11 protein-coding genes are annotated in these 15,087 nt (G+C 68.5%); 6 read left to right on the forward strand and 5 right to left on the reverse strand.

Annotation, left to right across the window (positions count from 1 at the left end; genetic code table 11):
* Positions 1-46: 46 nt before the first annotated feature.
* The 4 genes from AB0F43_RS36320 to AB0F43_RS36335 form a co-directional block, all read right to left on the reverse strand.
* Positions 47-1,330 carry an ABC transporter permease gene (locus AB0F43_RS36320; RefSeq protein ID WP_360487804.1) on the reverse strand — a complete coding sequence of 428 codons (1,284 nt, stop codon included), beginning with the start codon at positions 1,328-1,330 and terminating at the stop codon, positions 47-49.
* The gene (locus AB0F43_RS36325; protein ID WP_360487807.1) at positions 1,327-2,532 is read right to left on the reverse strand and encodes an ABC transporter permease; all 1,206 of its coding nucleotides are present in this window, start codon (positions 2,530-2,532) and stop codon (positions 1,327-1,329) included. The genes AB0F43_RS36320 and AB0F43_RS36325 overlap by 4 nt, the downstream gene beginning before the upstream one ends.
* Positions 2,533-4,083, reverse strand: coding sequence for an ABC transporter ATP-binding protein (locus AB0F43_RS36330; RefSeq protein WP_360487810.1), 1,551 nt, complete (start codon positions 4,081-4,083; stop codon positions 2,533-2,535).
* A gap of 91 nt (positions 4,084-4,174) precedes the next feature.
* Positions 4,175-5,251 carry a BMP family ABC transporter substrate-binding protein gene (locus AB0F43_RS36335; RefSeq protein WP_360487813.1) on the reverse strand — a complete coding sequence of 359 codons (1,077 nt, stop codon included), beginning with the start codon at positions 5,249-5,251 and terminating at the stop codon, positions 4,175-4,177.
* 296 nt (positions 5,252-5,547) lie between these two features.
* Between AB0F43_RS36335 and AB0F43_RS36340 the strand changes: the two genes are divergently transcribed.
* The gene (locus tag AB0F43_RS36340) at positions 5,548-6,729 is read left to right on the forward strand and encodes an amidohydrolase (RefSeq protein WP_360487816.1); all 1,182 of its coding nucleotides are present in this window, start codon (positions 5,548-5,550) and stop codon (positions 6,727-6,729) included.
* 229 nt (positions 6,730-6,958) lie between these two features.
* On the opposite strand, the gene AB0F43_RS36345 is transcribed toward AB0F43_RS36340, so the two are convergent.
* Positions 6,959-8,539, reverse strand: coding sequence for a methylmalonyl-CoA mutase family protein (locus tag AB0F43_RS36345; protein WP_360487819.1), 1,581 nt, complete (start codon positions 8,537-8,539; stop codon positions 6,959-6,961).
* Between the two features lie 215 nt (positions 8,540-8,754).
* On the opposite strand from AB0F43_RS36345, the gene AB0F43_RS36350 reads away from it, so the two are divergent.
* From AB0F43_RS36350 to AB0F43_RS36370, 5 genes are all read left to right on the forward strand, one after another.
* The gene (locus tag AB0F43_RS36350; protein ID WP_360487822.1) at positions 8,755-8,985 is read left to right on the forward strand and encodes an AbrB/MazE/SpoVT family DNA-binding domain-containing protein; all 231 of its coding nucleotides are present in this window, start codon (positions 8,755-8,757) and stop codon (positions 8,983-8,985) included.
* Positions 8,972-9,412, forward strand: a complete 441-nt coding sequence (locus AB0F43_RS36355; RefSeq protein WP_360487825.1) for a type II toxin-antitoxin system VapC family toxin — start codon at positions 8,972-8,974, stop codon at positions 9,410-9,412. Before AB0F43_RS36350 ends, AB0F43_RS36355 begins: the two co-directional genes overlap by 14 nt.
* A gap of 173 nt (positions 9,413-9,585) precedes the next feature.
* Positions 9,586-10,728, forward strand: coding sequence for a glycosyltransferase family 1 protein (locus AB0F43_RS36360; protein ID WP_360487828.1), 1,143 nt, complete (start codon positions 9,586-9,588; stop codon positions 10,726-10,728).
* A gap of 76 nt (positions 10,729-10,804) precedes the next feature.
* Entirely contained in the window at positions 10,805-11,911 is a 1,107-nt protein-coding gene (locus tag AB0F43_RS36365; RefSeq protein ID WP_360487831.1) for a glycosyltransferase, read from the forward strand.
* Between the two features lie 102 nt (positions 11,912-12,013).
* The gene (locus tag AB0F43_RS36370) at positions 12,014-15,052 is read left to right on the forward strand and encodes a choice-of-anchor D domain-containing protein (protein WP_360487834.1); all 3,039 of its coding nucleotides are present in this window, start codon (positions 12,014-12,016) and stop codon (positions 15,050-15,052) included.
* The last annotated feature ends 35 nt before the right edge of the window (positions 15,053-15,087 follow it).

Here is a 15,087-nt window from a genome sequence, read left to right on the forward strand (position 1 = left end):
ACCCGAGGCCGACTCCACAGCGGGAGTCGGCGCAGCGTCGTACGGCTTACTCGGTGACGTAGGGCTCACCATCCGCCTTCGGGGCGCGAACCCGGCCGACCAGGCCGGCGACCGCGATGATTGTGGCCAGGTACGGCGCCATCAGCAGTAGCTCGCCCGGGATCGGGGTCTGGATGATCTGGAGCTGGGACTGCAGCTGGGTCGCGAAACCGAAGAACAGGGCGGCGACCATCGCGCCGATCGGGTGCCAGCGACCCATGATGAGGGCGGCCAGCGCGATGAACCCGTTGCCGGCCGTCATCTCCTTGCTGAATGACCCGGCGTAGCCGACCGTGAAGAACGCCCCGCCGAGCCCTGCGAGCACACCGGCCCAGAGGACGGCGGAGTACCGGACCCGCTTCACCTTGATGCCGACCGTGTCCGCCGCCTTCGGGTGCTCACCGACCGCGCGGACCCGCAGACCCCATCGGGTCTGGAACAGCACGAACGTCACCACCGCGACCGCGAGGTAGGTCAGGTAGACCAGCACTGTCTGGTTGAACAGGATCTGCCCGATGAACGGGATGTCACCGAGACCGGGGATCTTCACCGCGGACAGGACGCTCGGGGTGTTCAGCCTCTCCGCGTCCTCCTGCAGGAACTGGTCGAACAGGTAGCCGGTGATACCGGACGCGAACACCACCAGGACGACGCCGAGCACGACCTGGTTTACCAGGTACTTGATCGAGAACACCGCGAGCAGCCAAGCCATCGCCACGCCGGTCGCCGCCGCCGCGATCAGGGCCGCCGCCGCGCTGTTCGTCGTACTCGCGACAACGGCGGCGGTGAACGCGCCGACCAGGAACTGGCCCTCGATGGCGATATTGATGACACCGGCCCGCTCGCACAGCACACCGGCGAGCGCGCCGAGGATCAGCGGGGTGGCGAAGTTCAGCGTGCCCTGGAACTGGTTGGCCAGCGGGAACGTCTTGCCCGCCGCGGCCCAGCAGAGGAACGCGCCGATGAAGCAGACACCCAGTACGGCGGCCAGCCAACCGCCGTACTTCCGCGGGACCCGGCGCATGATGTACGCGACGGCCGTGAGCACACCGAGTATGCCGAGCAGGATGCCGACCGGTTGTGCGGGAAGACCCAGCAGGTTGTTCTGCAGATCCCCCGACACCAGCTGGAACGTCGCCTCGCCGCTCTTGGTCGCGATCCCCAGCACGAGGCCGATCAGCGCGAACACCAGCAACACACCGCCGACCCGCAGCCGGCGGACCCGGTCGGCCGGGCCCTCGATGTTCGCCGGTGCCGGCGGGAGAACGGTGTCCGTGCTCGTCTGGCTCATCCGTTCCAGCCTTTCGCGAGGACGGCGCCGGCACCGCGTTGCTTCGGCAGGAACCGGAAGACCGAGCGCACCAGCGCTGGGGCCGCGACGAACAGCACGATCACGGCCTGCAGGACGGTGGTCAGGGTGAGCGGGGTCTGGGTGAGCAGCTGCATCTGCAGGCCGCCCGCGTTCAGGGCGCCGAAGAGCAGACCGGCGAGCACCGTGCCGAGCGGCGTACCGCGGCCGAGCAGCGCGACCGTGATCGCGTCGAACCCGACCGTGGCGGCGACGCCGTCGGTCAGCGGGAGGTCGGTGCCCAGCACCTGCTGCGTCCCGGCCAGACCGGCGAGCGCGCCGGCGACCACCATCGCGATGATGTACGCCCGGCCGACCGACATACCCGCCGTACGGGAGGCGTCGGGGTTGGCGCCGACGGCGCGCAGCTCGAAGCCGACGGTCGAGCGGTTGAGCAGCCACCAGACGAAGACCGCGGCGAGCAGGGCGAGAATAAAGCCGGCGTGCAGCCGGGTGCTGCCGAACTGCGGGTACTGCGCGTTGGCGTCGACGATCGGCGAGATCGGGTCGGTTCGCCCCGGCCGCCGGAAGGTCGGTGTCGTGAGCAACCATTGCAGCAAGTAGATGGCGACGTAGTTGAGCATGATCGTGACGATCACCTCGTGCGCCCCGGTGCGCGCCTTGAGCAGGCCGACCACACCACCCCAGATGGCGCCACCGATCAGGCCGGCGATCACCGCGAGGACCAGGTGTAGAACCGGCGGCAGGTGCCAGGCGAAACCGACGTAACCGGCCAGGATGGCGCCGACGATCAGCTGGCCCTGTGCCCCGATGTTGAACAGACCGGTGCGGAACGCGAGTGAGACGGCGAGACCGCCGCAGATCAGCGGTGTTGCCTGGGTCAACGACTCGGTGATCGGGGTGACCCCGCCGAGCGCGCCGACCGCGAGTGCCTTGTACGCCTCGCCGACAGCCGACAACGCCGCGGAGATGGTGTCCATCGGCGCGGCACCGAAGTACCCGATGGTCGCCTTCACCTGGTCGTCACCGACGATGATCAGGATCGCGCCGACCACCAGCGCCAGCACGATCGCGCTCAGCGAGACCAGGCCCTGGACCGCCCACGACGGCAGGCCGGACCGCTGCGGCGCCTTGGCCGGTGGGGGTGCGGCCGGCGTCGGTTCGACCGTAGTTTCTGTGCTCATCTAGATGGTTCCCAACGTGGTCGGGTTCTCGATCGCGACTTCGTGCGCCTCGGTCCGGGAGGCGCCGGCCATCATCAGGCCGAGCTCGTCGCGCGGGGTGTCGGCCGGTACGACGCCGACCACCTTGCCGCGGTACATCACCGCGACCCGGTCGGCCAGCGCCGCGATCTCGTCGAGCTCGGTGGACACGATCAGCACCGCGGTGCCCCGGTCGCGTTCGCCCACGATCCGGGTGTGCAGGAACTCGATCGAGCCGACGTCGACACCTCGGGTCGGCTGGGACGCGACCAGCAGCTTCAGCGGCCGGGACAGCTCGCGGGCCAGCACCACCTTCTGCTGGTTGCCGCCGGACAGCGACGACACGGCCAGGTCGGTGCTCTGGGTGCGGATGTCGAACTCCTCGACCCGATCCCGCGCGTTCTTCTCGATCTCGTCGGTCCTCAGCGCGAGCCCGTTGCCGAACGGCGCCTGGCGGAACAGGTCGAGGACCAGGTTCTCCGCGACCGAGAAGGAGCCGACGTAGCCGTCATGGGCGCGGTCCTCGGGAACGTACCCGATCCCTGCGTCGAGCCGCTGGCGGGTGGTCCGGCCGGTCAGGTCGTTGCCGTCGAGCGAGATCTTGCCGGCCGCGACCGGGGTCAGTCCGAGCACCGCCTCGGCCAGCTCGGTCTGGCCGTTGCCGTGGACACCGGCGACGGCCAGGATCTCGCCGGCCCGGACCTCCAGGTCCACGCCGTCGACGGCGGCGAACCCACGCTCGTCGATCACCGTCAGCCCTTCGACCCGCAGTACCGGGTCACCCGGACGGGCTGGCTCCTTGCCGACGACCAGGTCGACCGCGCGCCCGACCATCAGCTCGGCGAGCTCCTCCTCCGACGCCGACGGCTCCGGGCTGCCGACCACCTTGCCACGGCGGATCACCGTGATCTTGTCCGCGATCGCCTTCACCTCTTTGAGCTTGTGGGTGATGAAGACGATCGAGGTGCCGTTCTCCTTCAGCTGGCGCATCACGCCGATGAGCTCGTCGATCTCGGCGGGGGTGAGCACCGCGGTCGGCTCGTCCAGGATCAGCACCCGCGCTTCGTTGGTGAGCGCCTTGATGATCTCCACTCGCTGCTGCACGCCGACCGGGATGTTCTCCACCAGCGCCTCTGCGTCGACCTCGAACCCGTACCGGTCGGACAGCTCGGTGACGAGCGCGTGCGCTTTCTTCCGGTCCAGCACGCCGCCGGGATGGGTGTTCTCCCGGCCGAGCATGATGTTCTCCGCGACGGTGAACACCGGGACCAGCATGAAGTGCTGGTGCACCATGCCGATGCCGTGCTCGATCGCGTCGCTCGGCGAGGTGATCCTCACCTTCTCGCCGTCGATCACGATCTCGCCGGAGTCGGGCTGCAGCAGCCCGTAGAGCATGTTCATCAGGGTGCTCTTGCCGGCCCCGTTCTCGCCGAGCAGGCAATGGATCTCACCCGGCTCGATGACCAGGTCGATGTGGTCGTTGGCGACCAGGGAGCCGAAGCTCTTGGTGAGCCCGGAGAGCTCGAGATGCATGCGCAGCCTTCCTTTCAGACGGCGAGCCAGGAAGGCGTGACCTGTGGTCTGCCTTCCTGGCTCGCACCGTACTACGCGGTGACGCCGTGGTTCAGGACGCCTTCGGCTGCGCCTTGGACTGGATGGTGATCTTGCCGCTGATGATGTCGGTCTTGATCTGGTCCAGCTCGCTCTTCAGCTCGGCCGGGACCTTGCTGTCGAACTCGTGGAACGGTGCCAGCGAGGTGCCGCCGTTCTCCAGCGTGCCGATGAACTGGCTGTTGTCGAATTTGTCGTCGACCACCGAGACGATGGCGTCCTTGACGGCGACGTCCATGCCCTTCTTGACGCTGGTGAGCAGCACCGAGCAGTACTCCGCGGCGCTCTCGCACCCGTCGGTGTCGACCCAGATGGCGTTCACCTTGCCGTTGCTGGCCTTGGCCGCCTGCAGGCCGCCCAGACCGGCCGGGCCGGCCACCGGGAAGATGATGTCGGCGCCCTGGGTGATCAGGTTCTGGGCGTTGTTCTGACCCTTGGCCTTGTCCTCGAAGTCACCGGTAAACAGGCCGGTCTGCTTGGCGTCGTCCCAGCCGAGCACCTGGACGTTCTTCGACTTCTGCTTGTTGTAGTAGCGCACGCCCTCGGCGAAACCGTCCATGAAGATGGTCACCGGCGGGATCTTGATACCGCCGAACGTGCCGACCTTGCCGGTCTGGCTCATCGCCGCGGCCAGGTAGCCGGCCTGGAAGCTCGACTGGGCGGTGTTGAAGCCGAGCGGCTTGACGTTCTCGATCGGCTTGGCCGGGGCCGAGTCGACGATGGCGAACTTGATGTCCGGGTTGGCCTGGGCCGCCTTGTCGGTGGCGTCCTCCAGCTTGAAGCCGACCGAGATGATGATGTTGCACTTGGCGTTCACCATCGCGGTCATGTTGGTCGGGTAGTCGTTATCCGACTTCGACTCCGCCTTGACCTCGGTCAGGCCCTTCTCCTTCACCGCTGCCTGGAGACCGGCGTACGAGGTCTGGTTGAACGACTTGTCGTCGAACCCACCCGAGTCGGAGACCATGCACGCCTTGAAGTCCTTGTTGGCGCTGCCGCCAGAGGTGTCCTCCGCCGGAGGGCTGCCACAAGCGGCGACGGCGAGCGTCACCACACCCACGATCGCCGTTCCCCGCACGTACTTCTTCACCGGACGTCTCCTTCGTCGACCAGATTGCGTGTCCGGCACGCCATCCCCCAGCGTGCCGCATCCGCAGACTATAGGGCGCGGTCCGTCCTTCTTTGAACGTCAAGAGGACCTCGATACCGGAAAGTGACCGGCGCTTTCGTCACATCTCCACAACTCCTCCGGCCCAGCTACCCAGCGCGCCACGCAGGTCACTGTGCGCACGCTCCGTGGTCGCGCTCCCCTCTGCGGTCGTGACGCTGTGTCACCGGATTGGACACGTGGCCAGTACCACGGTTGCGGGATGAAACAATCGCGGGATGACTCACCAGTTGCTGGTCGCCGACGTATTGGCGCGCGTCGAGGAGATTCGTGACGAGGCGATCGAGGTACGCCGTGACCTGCGCGCCCATCCCGAGCTCGGCTGGCACGAGGTCCGTACGACGGAAGTCCTCGAGCGCAAGCTGGTCGGGGCTGGGCTTTCTCCCCGGGTGCTGCCGACCGGCACGGGACTGATCTGCGACATCGGGTCGGGTGACTCGTGCGTCGCGCTGCGGGCCGACATCGACGCCCTACCGGTGCCGGACGCCGTGGAGGCGCCATGGCGATCGACGATCGACGGTGTCTCGCATGCGTGTGGTCACGACGTACACACCGCGGCTCTGCTCGGCACCGGACTCGTCCTCGCCGGGATGGCCCGCGACGGGCAGCTCGATCGGCGGGTGCGGCTGATCTTCCAGCCGGCGGAGGAGGTGATGCCAGGCGGAGCGCTCGGTGTCATCGCGGCCGGCGGACTCGACGGAGTCCGCCGTCTTTATGGGCTGCACTGCGATCCCCGCCTGCAGGTCGGCCAGGTCGGTCTACGGGTCGGCGCGTTGACCGCGGCCGCCGACCGGATCCTCGTTCACCTGACCGGGTCCGGCGGTCACACGTCTCGCCCACACCTGACCGGCGACCTCGTCTACGCGCTGGCGACCCTGGTCACCGAGCTCCCAGCCGCGTTGTCGCGCCGAGTCGATCCGCGGGCCGGGATGTCACTCGTCTGGGGCCGCATCACCTCGGGCTCGGCCGCCAACGCGATCCCCGCCCGCGGTGAGGCCGAAGGCACCCTGCGCTGCCTCGACGTCAACGCCTGGCGCCTCGCCGCCGAGTTGATCCCGGAGCTGGCCGCGCACCTCGTCGCGCCGTACGGCGTCGAGGTCGACACCGAGGTCACCCGTGGTGTTCCCCCGGTGATGAACGACGCCGGCGCCATCGAGGTACTGCACGACGCCGTGCGCCAGACGTTCGGTGCCGGCGCCATCGCCCCGACCGACCAGAGCCTCGGCGGCGAGGACTTCGCCTGGTACCTGGAAAATGTCCCGGGCGCCATGGCCCGCCTCGGCGTCCGCCCGCCGTCGGTGGAAACAGCGGCCGACCTCCACACGCCCGGCTTCGACCCCTCCGAAGAGTCCATCCCCCTGGGCATGACCCTCCTCACCTCCACCGCCCTCCTCGACTGACACGCGTCTGGCCCAACGGGCTTCCCAGATCAACTCCCGGTCCGCCGATGCCCATGCCAGCCGAAACCTCGGTACCCTGACATGCCCCTACAGGTGCAGAACGGTTCGCCAGCAAGGGAGAGCTTCTGATGGCAGAGGTCGATGGCGGAGACATCAACTTCGCCAGGCGAGAGTTGCTTACATCGGCAGGAAGCTTGGAATCTGATGTCTGGCGTCCTACGAGCGACTGCTAGAAGGTGTCGGCGGGGACGTAGACGCCCCAGACGTCCCTGAGCGTGTCGCACACCTCCCCGACGGTGGCGCGGGCCTTGAGCGCCTGCTTCATCGGGTAGAGGCAGTTGTCGTTGCCTTGGGCAGCGATTTTGAGGGCGGCCAGCGCCTCGTCCACCGCCGCCTGGTCGCGCTCGGCCCGCAGCTTGGCGAGCCGTTCGGTCTGCTGCGCCTCGATGGCCGGATTCACCCGGAGAGGTTCGTACGGCTCCTCCTCGGCGGCCTTGAACTTGTTCATCCCGACGACGACCCGCTCGGCCGAGTCGATCTGCTGGGCGATCAGGTACGCCGACCGCTCGATCTCCTGCTTCTGGAATCCCTTCTCGATCGCGCCGACGGCCCCGCCGTACTCCTCGATCTGCTCCATCAGTTCGAGCGCGGCCGCCTCCACCTCGTCGGTGAGTGACTCGACGACGTACGAGCCTGCGAACGGGTCGACGGTCGCGGTCACGTCGGTCTCGTAGGCGAGCACCTGCTGGGTGCGCAGCGCGAGGCGGGCCGCCTTCTCGGTCGGCAGCGCGATCGCTTCGTCGTACGAGTTGGTGTGCAGCGACTGCGTGCCACCCAGTACGGCGGCCAGGCCCTGGACGGCGACGCGGACGAGGTTGACCTCAGGCTGCTGCGCAGTGAGCTGGACGCCGGCGGTCTGGGTGTGGAACCGCAACATCATCGACTTCGGGTTCTTCGCGCCGAACTCGTCCCGCATCACCGCGGCCCAGATCCGGCGGGCGGCGCGGAACTTCGCCACCTCCTCCAGCAGGGTGGTCCGGGCGACGAAGAAGAACGACAACCGCGGCGCGAACTCGTCCACGTCCAGCCCGGACGCGAGCGCGGCCCGCACGTACTCGATCCCGTTCGCCAACGTGAAGGCGATCTCCTGCGCGGGGGTCGCACCAGCCTCGGCCATGTGGTAGCCGGAGATCGAGATGGTGTTCCAGCGCGGCAGCTCCGCCTTGCAGTAGGCGAAGATGTCGCTGATCAGCCGCAGCGACTCCTTCGGGGGATAGATGTAGGTGCCGCGGGCGATGTACTCCTTCAGTACGTCGTTCTGGATCGTGCCGGTCAGTTTGGCGCCGGGAACGCCCTGCTCCTCGGCCACCAGTTGATAGAGCAGCAGGAGCACCGAGCCGGGTGCGTTGATCGTCATCGAGGTGGACACCTGGTCCAGCGGGATCTTGTCGAACAGCACCCGCATGTCGTCGATCGAGTCGATCGCCACGCCGACCTTGCCGACCTCGCCGTGCGCGATCGGGGCGTCGGAGTCGTACCCCATCTGAGTGGGCAGGTCGAACGCGACCGACAGCCCCATGGTGCCGTGGTCGATCAGCTGGTGGTACCGCTGGTTCGACTCGGCCGCCGTACCGAAACCGGCGTACTGGCGCATGGTCCAGGGGCGCTCGGTGTACATCGTCGGGTAGACCCCGCGGGTGTACGGGAACCGCCCCGGCTCCCCCAGCTTCGCCTCGGCCTCGAACCCGTCCAGCACCTCCGGCCCATACACCGGCGCGAACTCGAACCCCGACTCACTCCGACGACTCATCCCCCCACGGTAGGCCGAACCACCCCACCACTGGTATGCACCAGGGCACGCCACCGGTGTGGGCTCCAGCACAACCGTGCGATACGGGATCCTCGGCCAGGTGAGAAGACCGACGCCGGCGCGTGACCCCCTTCATGAGGAGGTCAGGTGGTCGCGGCGTCACGTGGCGGAGTAGGATTCCTACCAGTTGGATTCCTACCGAGGAGGTGTATTGGATGAAGCTCAGGTCGAAAGGTCAGCTGACGGTCCCGATCGAGATCCGGCAGCACCTCGGCCTGCACGAGGGCGACGAGGTCGAGTTCACCATCCACGGGAACGTCGTTCACTTGACCCGGGCGCAGGCGAACCGATCGCACGGGCGACGGATCGCCTCGCGGCTGCGTGGTCGGGGCACGAGCGGGATGAGCACCGAAGAGATCATGGGCCTGCTCCGTGGCGAGGACTGACCTGAGTCTGGTCCCTCCCCCGACGACGCTCGTCGACGCCTGCGTGATCCTCGACCTCACCACCAACGATCCGAAGTGGGCAGACTGGTCGGAGGAGGCGATCGCGCAGGCCGCCGACGAGGGACCGCTCGTCATCAACCCGATCGTGTACGCCGAGGTGTCGGTGGACTTCACGTCGATCGAGGAACTGGACGAGGTTCTCGACGATGCCGACCTGCGCCGCGAACCGCTGCCGTTCGACGCGGGATTCCTAGCTGGCAAGGCCTACCTGACGTATCGCCGCCGAGGCGGCGCCCGCAGATCCCCCCTCGCAGACTTCTACATCGGCGCCCACGCCGCGGTCGCCGGCCACCGGCTCCTCACCCGCGACCCCGCCCGGTACCGGACCTACTTCCCGAACCTCCCCCTCCTCAGCCCGGAAAGCTGAGACTCGCTTCGCGGCGGCCGCTACGCCGACCACGGCGGCGGTGATTCCCCGGCGTTTGCGTGGTACTCACCAAGTACCGCCGGGTGGCTACCTCAAGTCCACTTGACGTCCGTGCAGGTGTCAGCAGGGGATCGACGTGCTGTCACTCGAGTGTCGCCGAGGGTTCATGGGCGGTGGGGAACGTTCGGGGCGTGCGCATCGTGATGGTCGCTGAGTCCTTCCTGCCGCAGATCAATGGCGTCGCGAACACGGTTCGCCACGTCGCCGACCGGTTGCTCGCCCGCGGGCACGAGCTGCTGATCATTGCCGCCGGCCCCGGTCCGGACAGCTACCGCGACGTGCCCGTGCTGCGGGCGCGGAGCTTCGGGATCCCGGGCTACAAGGAGTTCCCGGTCGGGCTGCCCGATCCGTCGATCGAGCGGGCGATGGCCGAGTTCAGGCCCGACCTGGTCCATCTCGCCTCGCCGTTCATCATCGGCGCCTACGGCCTGCGTAGCGCGCGCAAGCTCGGTCTGCCGACGGTCGCGATCTTTCAGACCGACATCGCCGGGTTCGCCCGTCAGTACCCGTGGTTCGCCGCGGCCGACCGCGGTGTCTGGCGCTGGGTACGCCGGGTGCACTCGCGCGCCGACCGCACCCTCGCCCCGTCCACCGCGTCAGTCCAGCAGCTCGTCCAGAGCGGCGTACCGCGGGTCCATCTGTGGGGTCGCGGCGTGAACCTGGACCTGTTCGACCCCAAGCACCGCGACGAGAACTGGCGCCGGGAGATCTCCCCGGACGGCCGGCCGATCGTCGGGTACGTCGGCCGGCTGGCCGCGGAGAAGAAGGTCCGCCGCCTCGCCGAGTTGGCCGATCTCAACTGCCGCGTCGTCATCGTCGGCGACGGCCCGGACCGGGCCGCCCTGGAGAACTCCTTGCCAGGAGCAACCTTCCTGGGAATGCGCCGCGGTGCCGACCTGGCCTCGATCTTCGCCGGACTGGACGTGTTCGTGCACACCGGCGAGCACGAGACGTTCTGCCAGACCATCCAGGAGGCGCAGGCCTCCGGCGTCGCCACGGTCGGCCCGGCCGCGGGCGGCCCGCTCGACCTGATCCGTCCAGGCTCCACCGGGCTGTTGTTCGACCCCGGCCGGCCGGGGTCGCTCCGCGAGGCGGTCAAGACGTTGCTCGACGACCCGGCGGCCCGGAGCCGGGTGGCGGCGAACGGCCTGGAACGGGTGCAGACCAGGACGTGGCCGGCAGTGGTCGACGACCTGGTCGACCGGCACTACGCCGAGGTCCTCCACGAGGCCGCGGCCGTCCGGCGGGTCGCATGAACGAGCGAAGCGAGTTCATCATCAAACACAGCCCCGTTCGTGTCTCATCCGCGCCCGGAGCGAAGCGAGGACGTGGATGAGCGTGCTGCGGATCGCCCAGCTGGCCAACTTCGTCGGGCCGACGTCCGGTGGGATGCGGACCGCGATCGAGCACCTCGGTCAGGGGTACGCCGACGCCGGCGCCGAACGGATCGTGATCACCCCCGGCGAACGCGACACCGTGACCGAGACGGCGGCCGGCACGGTGATCCGGATGAAGGCACCGAAGGTCGGCGGCGGCTACCGCCTGATCACCGACCCCTGGAAGGTCATCGACACGCTCGAGCGCTTCCGGCCCACCACGGTCGAGATCTCGGACAAGTCGACCCTCCTCCCGGTGGCCCGCTGGGCCCGCCGCAACGACATCGGAGCGGTGCTCTTCAGCCATGAACGCTTGGACGCGATGCTGTCGCTCCGGACCGGTCGTCAACTGGGCGTCGCGGCCGGAGTCGGCGCTCTCTACAAGCTCCTCAGCCGGACGTACGACGCCGTCGTGGTGACGTCGCGTTATGCGGCCGCCGAGTTCGACGAGGTGACGACCCCACTGGTCCGGATCCCGCTCGGTGTCGACCTGGACACCTTCCACCCATCTCTGGCGACGCCGGTGGACGACGGCGTACTGAAGCTCGTACACGCCGGCCGCCTGTCCCGGGAGAAGAGCCCGCACCTCGCCGTCGCCACCGCTGCCGAACTCCACCGGCGGGGCGTCCCGATGCGCATGGACATCTACGGCTCCGGCCCACACCTCGACGAACTCATCGCCATCGCGGGCTCCGCTCCGATCACCTTCCACGGCTACGTCGACGGCCGGCAGACATTGGCGAGGCACCTCGCCGAAGCCGACATAGCCCTCTCCGTCTGCCCCGGCGAAACCTTCGGCCTCGCCGTCCTGGAAGCCCTAGCCGCCGGCACCCCGGTAGTCACCGCAAATACCGGCGGCGCCCGAGAACTGGTCGACGAATCCTGCGGCCGCTGGGCACCCGCAACCCCAACGTCCCTGGCCGACGCCGTCCGCGAACTGGCCCAACTCCCCGGCCGGAGAGCCGCCGCCCGCCGAAGGGCCGAACTCTACGACTGGAGCACGTGCGTCCAGCGGATGCTTGCACTGCACCAGCGCCTGGTGCAGCCCCGCCTCGCTGCCTAAAGCTGCAAGCGGGTTGCGGCGAAGACCGAAACCGCGATAGTTAGTTCCTTTCTCGCCGGTGCGTTCGGGGCGCGCGCCGGAAATCCCCTGCTTGGAGATTCGATGCGCCGCGCCCGCAGACCCGCCCTCTTCCGCTACGCCCTGGCCGCCGCCCTCGCGGCCATCACCATCCCCTTCCTCGCCCACGCCGCCTTCGGCGACGAGACCGTCACCGCACCCACCGCCCAGGTCTTCCCGACCCGCCAAGGCATAGGTGTCACCTGGACCGACGTGGACGCCTCCGGCTACCGCGTCGAACGTAAGCAGGGCACCGCCGACTGGCAGGACATCAGCGGCCCCCTGACCGACTCGACCACCACCTGGATCGACGAGACCATCCCAGCCGGCACTACCGCCGACTACCGCGTCGCCACCACCGGCACCGACCCGGCCACCAGCCCGGAGGTCAAAGCCACCCGCGTCGCCGAAGCGCCGTCCGTCGGCGACACCGACGTACTCGTTCTGAACGCCCACCACGGTGCGGGCGACACCTGGTTGCGGGACGAGACCGCCGGACCGGTCACGGCGTCCGCGCCGGACAACGGATCGCGTATCTTGTCGGCCGGCTCGCTCAAGCTGCGAATCCCGGCTCTTCTGTCCGGACCGGGCTACATCTTCTTGCCTGCGACAAAGGTCGAGCTGACGCAGGGCGATCGCAGTTGCACGACCTGGGGGGAGCTCTGGGTGACCGCCGTCACCTACACGCCAGACCTCGCACTCGAGACCCTGACGGCCAACCTGCAGGTCCCCTTCTGCGGTGGCACCACCGTTCGCACCGACCTCGACATCCGCTTCCGGAGCACGGCCGGCTACCAGAACCTCTCGGTCACGCCGGACCGTCCGGACTTCGGGCGGGTGATGACGGGGAAGAGCTCCAGCGACGTCCCGATCACAGTGAAGAACACCGGCACCGAGCCGGTGAAGATCGTCAAGGCATGGCTCAACACCGGCGCCGGGAACGACTGGGCGCTAACCTCGAACAACTGCCCGGCCACACTGCCCGTGGCCGCCTCGTGCGCGCTTACCATGCAGTTCCGGCCGCGGCAGGATGGCCCCTACTCGGCTCGGCTGACGATCGACGACACCACCACGTCCGGCATGCACAGCGTGCTGGCGACGGGCACGGGTGTCCAGCTGCCGACCTCCATGGGTGTGAGCGTGGCCGGCACCTTCACGGGTCATACCGTGACCTGGGCGAGTCTGCAGGCGTCCGGTGGCACCCCGGTGCGTGGCTACTACCTCCATCGCTACCTGAACGGTGCGGAAACCACGCAGTGGATCGCTGCCGTCCTGTCGGCGAAGATCATGAGTGTCGCCGACGCTGACCCGCCGGCCGGAGTCGAGTACGCCGTCTCCGTCGTCAACGAGGTGGGCGAGGGCCCGACGGGACCACGCACGGCGCCGGGCCGCGTGCCGGCTCAGCTCGCCATCATCCAGGGTGAGCCGACGGCCGGTGAACTGATGGCGGCCAGCCTGTCCGGATGGGCCGTACCGCTCCCGGGCGACAGCACCGCCGACCAGCCGAAGGAGGCCGTCGCCAGCGCGCCCGACGGGCGTTCACTCGCCTACGTGACGAACACTGGCGAGCGGGTCCTGTGGTCGCGCCGCCTCGATCCGGACGGGCTCGGTGCTCCGGTACAGCTGTGGACGTCATCAGCGGCCATCACCCACCTGTCGTGGTCACCGGACGGCACCCGCATCGCCTTCCAGGCACCCGAGAACGACACCCCCTGCGTCTACGTCATCCCGGCCGCCGGTGGTACGCCGGCAAAGGTGGCCTGTGACATCACCAGCCCGAGTTGGATGCCGGATGCGGCGAGCCTGATCGTGGTCGACCGCCGACTGACGGACGACCGGATCGCGCGGATCGAAGCCAAGCCGGGTGGCACCAGGCTGAAGACGATGCCCGCCCCGGTCGCACCGGCGGACGGAACACCGGTCCGGGTGTCGCCGGACGGGAACTGGGTCGCGTTCGGGTCGGGGACCGCTGTGCAGGTCATCGACTCCACATCCCTGACGCCGAGCACGGGCCCGTCGCTTGGCGCGACGGTACGTTCGATCAGCTGGGATCCCGACGGTGGTCAGCTGGTCGCCCTCACCGACGCGGGGCGGATCTTCCAGCTCGGAGTCACGCTCGGAAAGGTCGACCAGCCCGCGGTCAGGCTCGGACCCGACAAGGACGAGGCCCGCCTGGATCTCGCCTGGCAGCGGCTCGGTGTGACGATCGCACCGACGCCGGCTGTTGTCGGTCCGCAGACCTCCGTCGCGTTCGACGCCTCGGCACTCCTCCCGGGGACGACGTTCACCTGCAGGATCCTCGCGCTCCCGTCCACACCGTGCACCTCGCCGTACGTGGCAGATATCGTGAGCTCGGGCGAGAACACCGTGGCGATCGTCGCCACGGAGCCGGACGGGCGGGTCACCAAGGCGCTCCGGACGTTGAACGCCGATGTCAGAGGGCCGGAGGCTCGAATGACCGGGCCGGGGTATCAGGCGTCGGTGGCCGCGACGGCGACGCTGACGGTGTCCGCCACGGATGCGAACGGGGTGGCGTCGTACGACGTGCGCTACCGCCGGGCCACCTCCGCCGGGGCGTACGGCGCCTACGTGCAGCCGTGGACGAATACGACCGCGACGTCGATGAACCTTGCCGTCGCGGCCGGGTACGAGTACTGCGTTTCGGTGCGGGCGAAGGACAAGCTGGGGAACGTCGGCCAGTGGAGTGTGGAGCGGTGCTTCTCGCGGCCGCTCGACGACCGGTCGTTGACGTTGGCCTCGACCGGCTGGACCCGGGCGACCGGATCGGCGTTCTACTACGGCACCACCACGCAGACCACGGCGTACGGCAAGTCGCTGACCCGGACCGTGCAGGGCAAGCGGTTCTTCCTGGTCGCCACCCGCTGCCCGACCTGCGGATCGGTCGCGGTGTACGCCGGGAACAGGTACCTGACCACGGTCAACCTGGCCTACCCGACCACGCACCGCCAGATCCTGCTCGGCCTCCCGGTCCAGAGCACGCTCTTCAGCGGCACACTGAAGCTCGTCTCCGCCTCCACCGGCAAACTCGTCCAGATCGACGGCCTCGCTGTCGGCCGTACCTGACGAAGGGCTCGGACGCCCCAAAACACAGGGGGCGT

It is taken from the genome of Kribbella sp. NPDC023972, from assembly GCF_040639075.1.
Taxonomy (GTDB): domain Bacteria; phylum Actinomycetota; class Actinomycetes; order Propionibacteriales; family Kribbellaceae; genus Kribbella.

What these genes read in the sequence shown, in the direction of transcription:
- AB0F43_RS36330 (WP_360487810.1), bottom strand. Translation starts at nt 4,083, where the DNA reads ATGCATCTCGAGCTCTCCGGGCTCACCAAGAGCTTCGGCTCCCTGGTC.
- AB0F43_RS36365 (WP_360487831.1), top strand. Translation starts at nt 10,805, where the DNA reads ATGAGCGTGCTGCGGATCGCCCAGCTGGCCAACTTCGTCGGGCCGACG.
- AB0F43_RS36370 (WP_360487834.1), top strand. Translation starts at nt 12,014, where the DNA reads ATGCGCCGCGCCCGCAGACCCGCCCTCTTCCGCTACGCCCTGGCCGCC.
- AB0F43_RS36350 (WP_360487822.1), top strand. Translation starts at nt 8,755, where the DNA reads ATGAAGCTCAGGTCGAAAGGTCAGCTGACGGTCCCGATCGAGATCCGG.
- AB0F43_RS36320 (WP_360487804.1), bottom strand. Translation starts at nt 1,330, where the DNA reads ATGAGCCAGACGAGCACGGACACCGTTCTCCCGCCGGCACCGGCGAAC.
- AB0F43_RS36325 (WP_360487807.1), bottom strand. Translation starts at nt 2,532, where the DNA reads ATGAGCACAGAAACTACGGTCGAACCGACGCCGGCCGCACCCCCACCG.
- AB0F43_RS36345 (WP_360487819.1), bottom strand. Translation starts at nt 8,539, where the DNA reads ATGAGTCGTCGGAGTGAGTCGGGGTTCGAGTTCGCGCCGGTGTATGGG.
- AB0F43_RS36340 (WP_360487816.1), top strand. Translation starts at nt 5,548, where the DNA reads ATGACTCACCAGTTGCTGGTCGCCGACGTATTGGCGCGCGTCGAGGAG.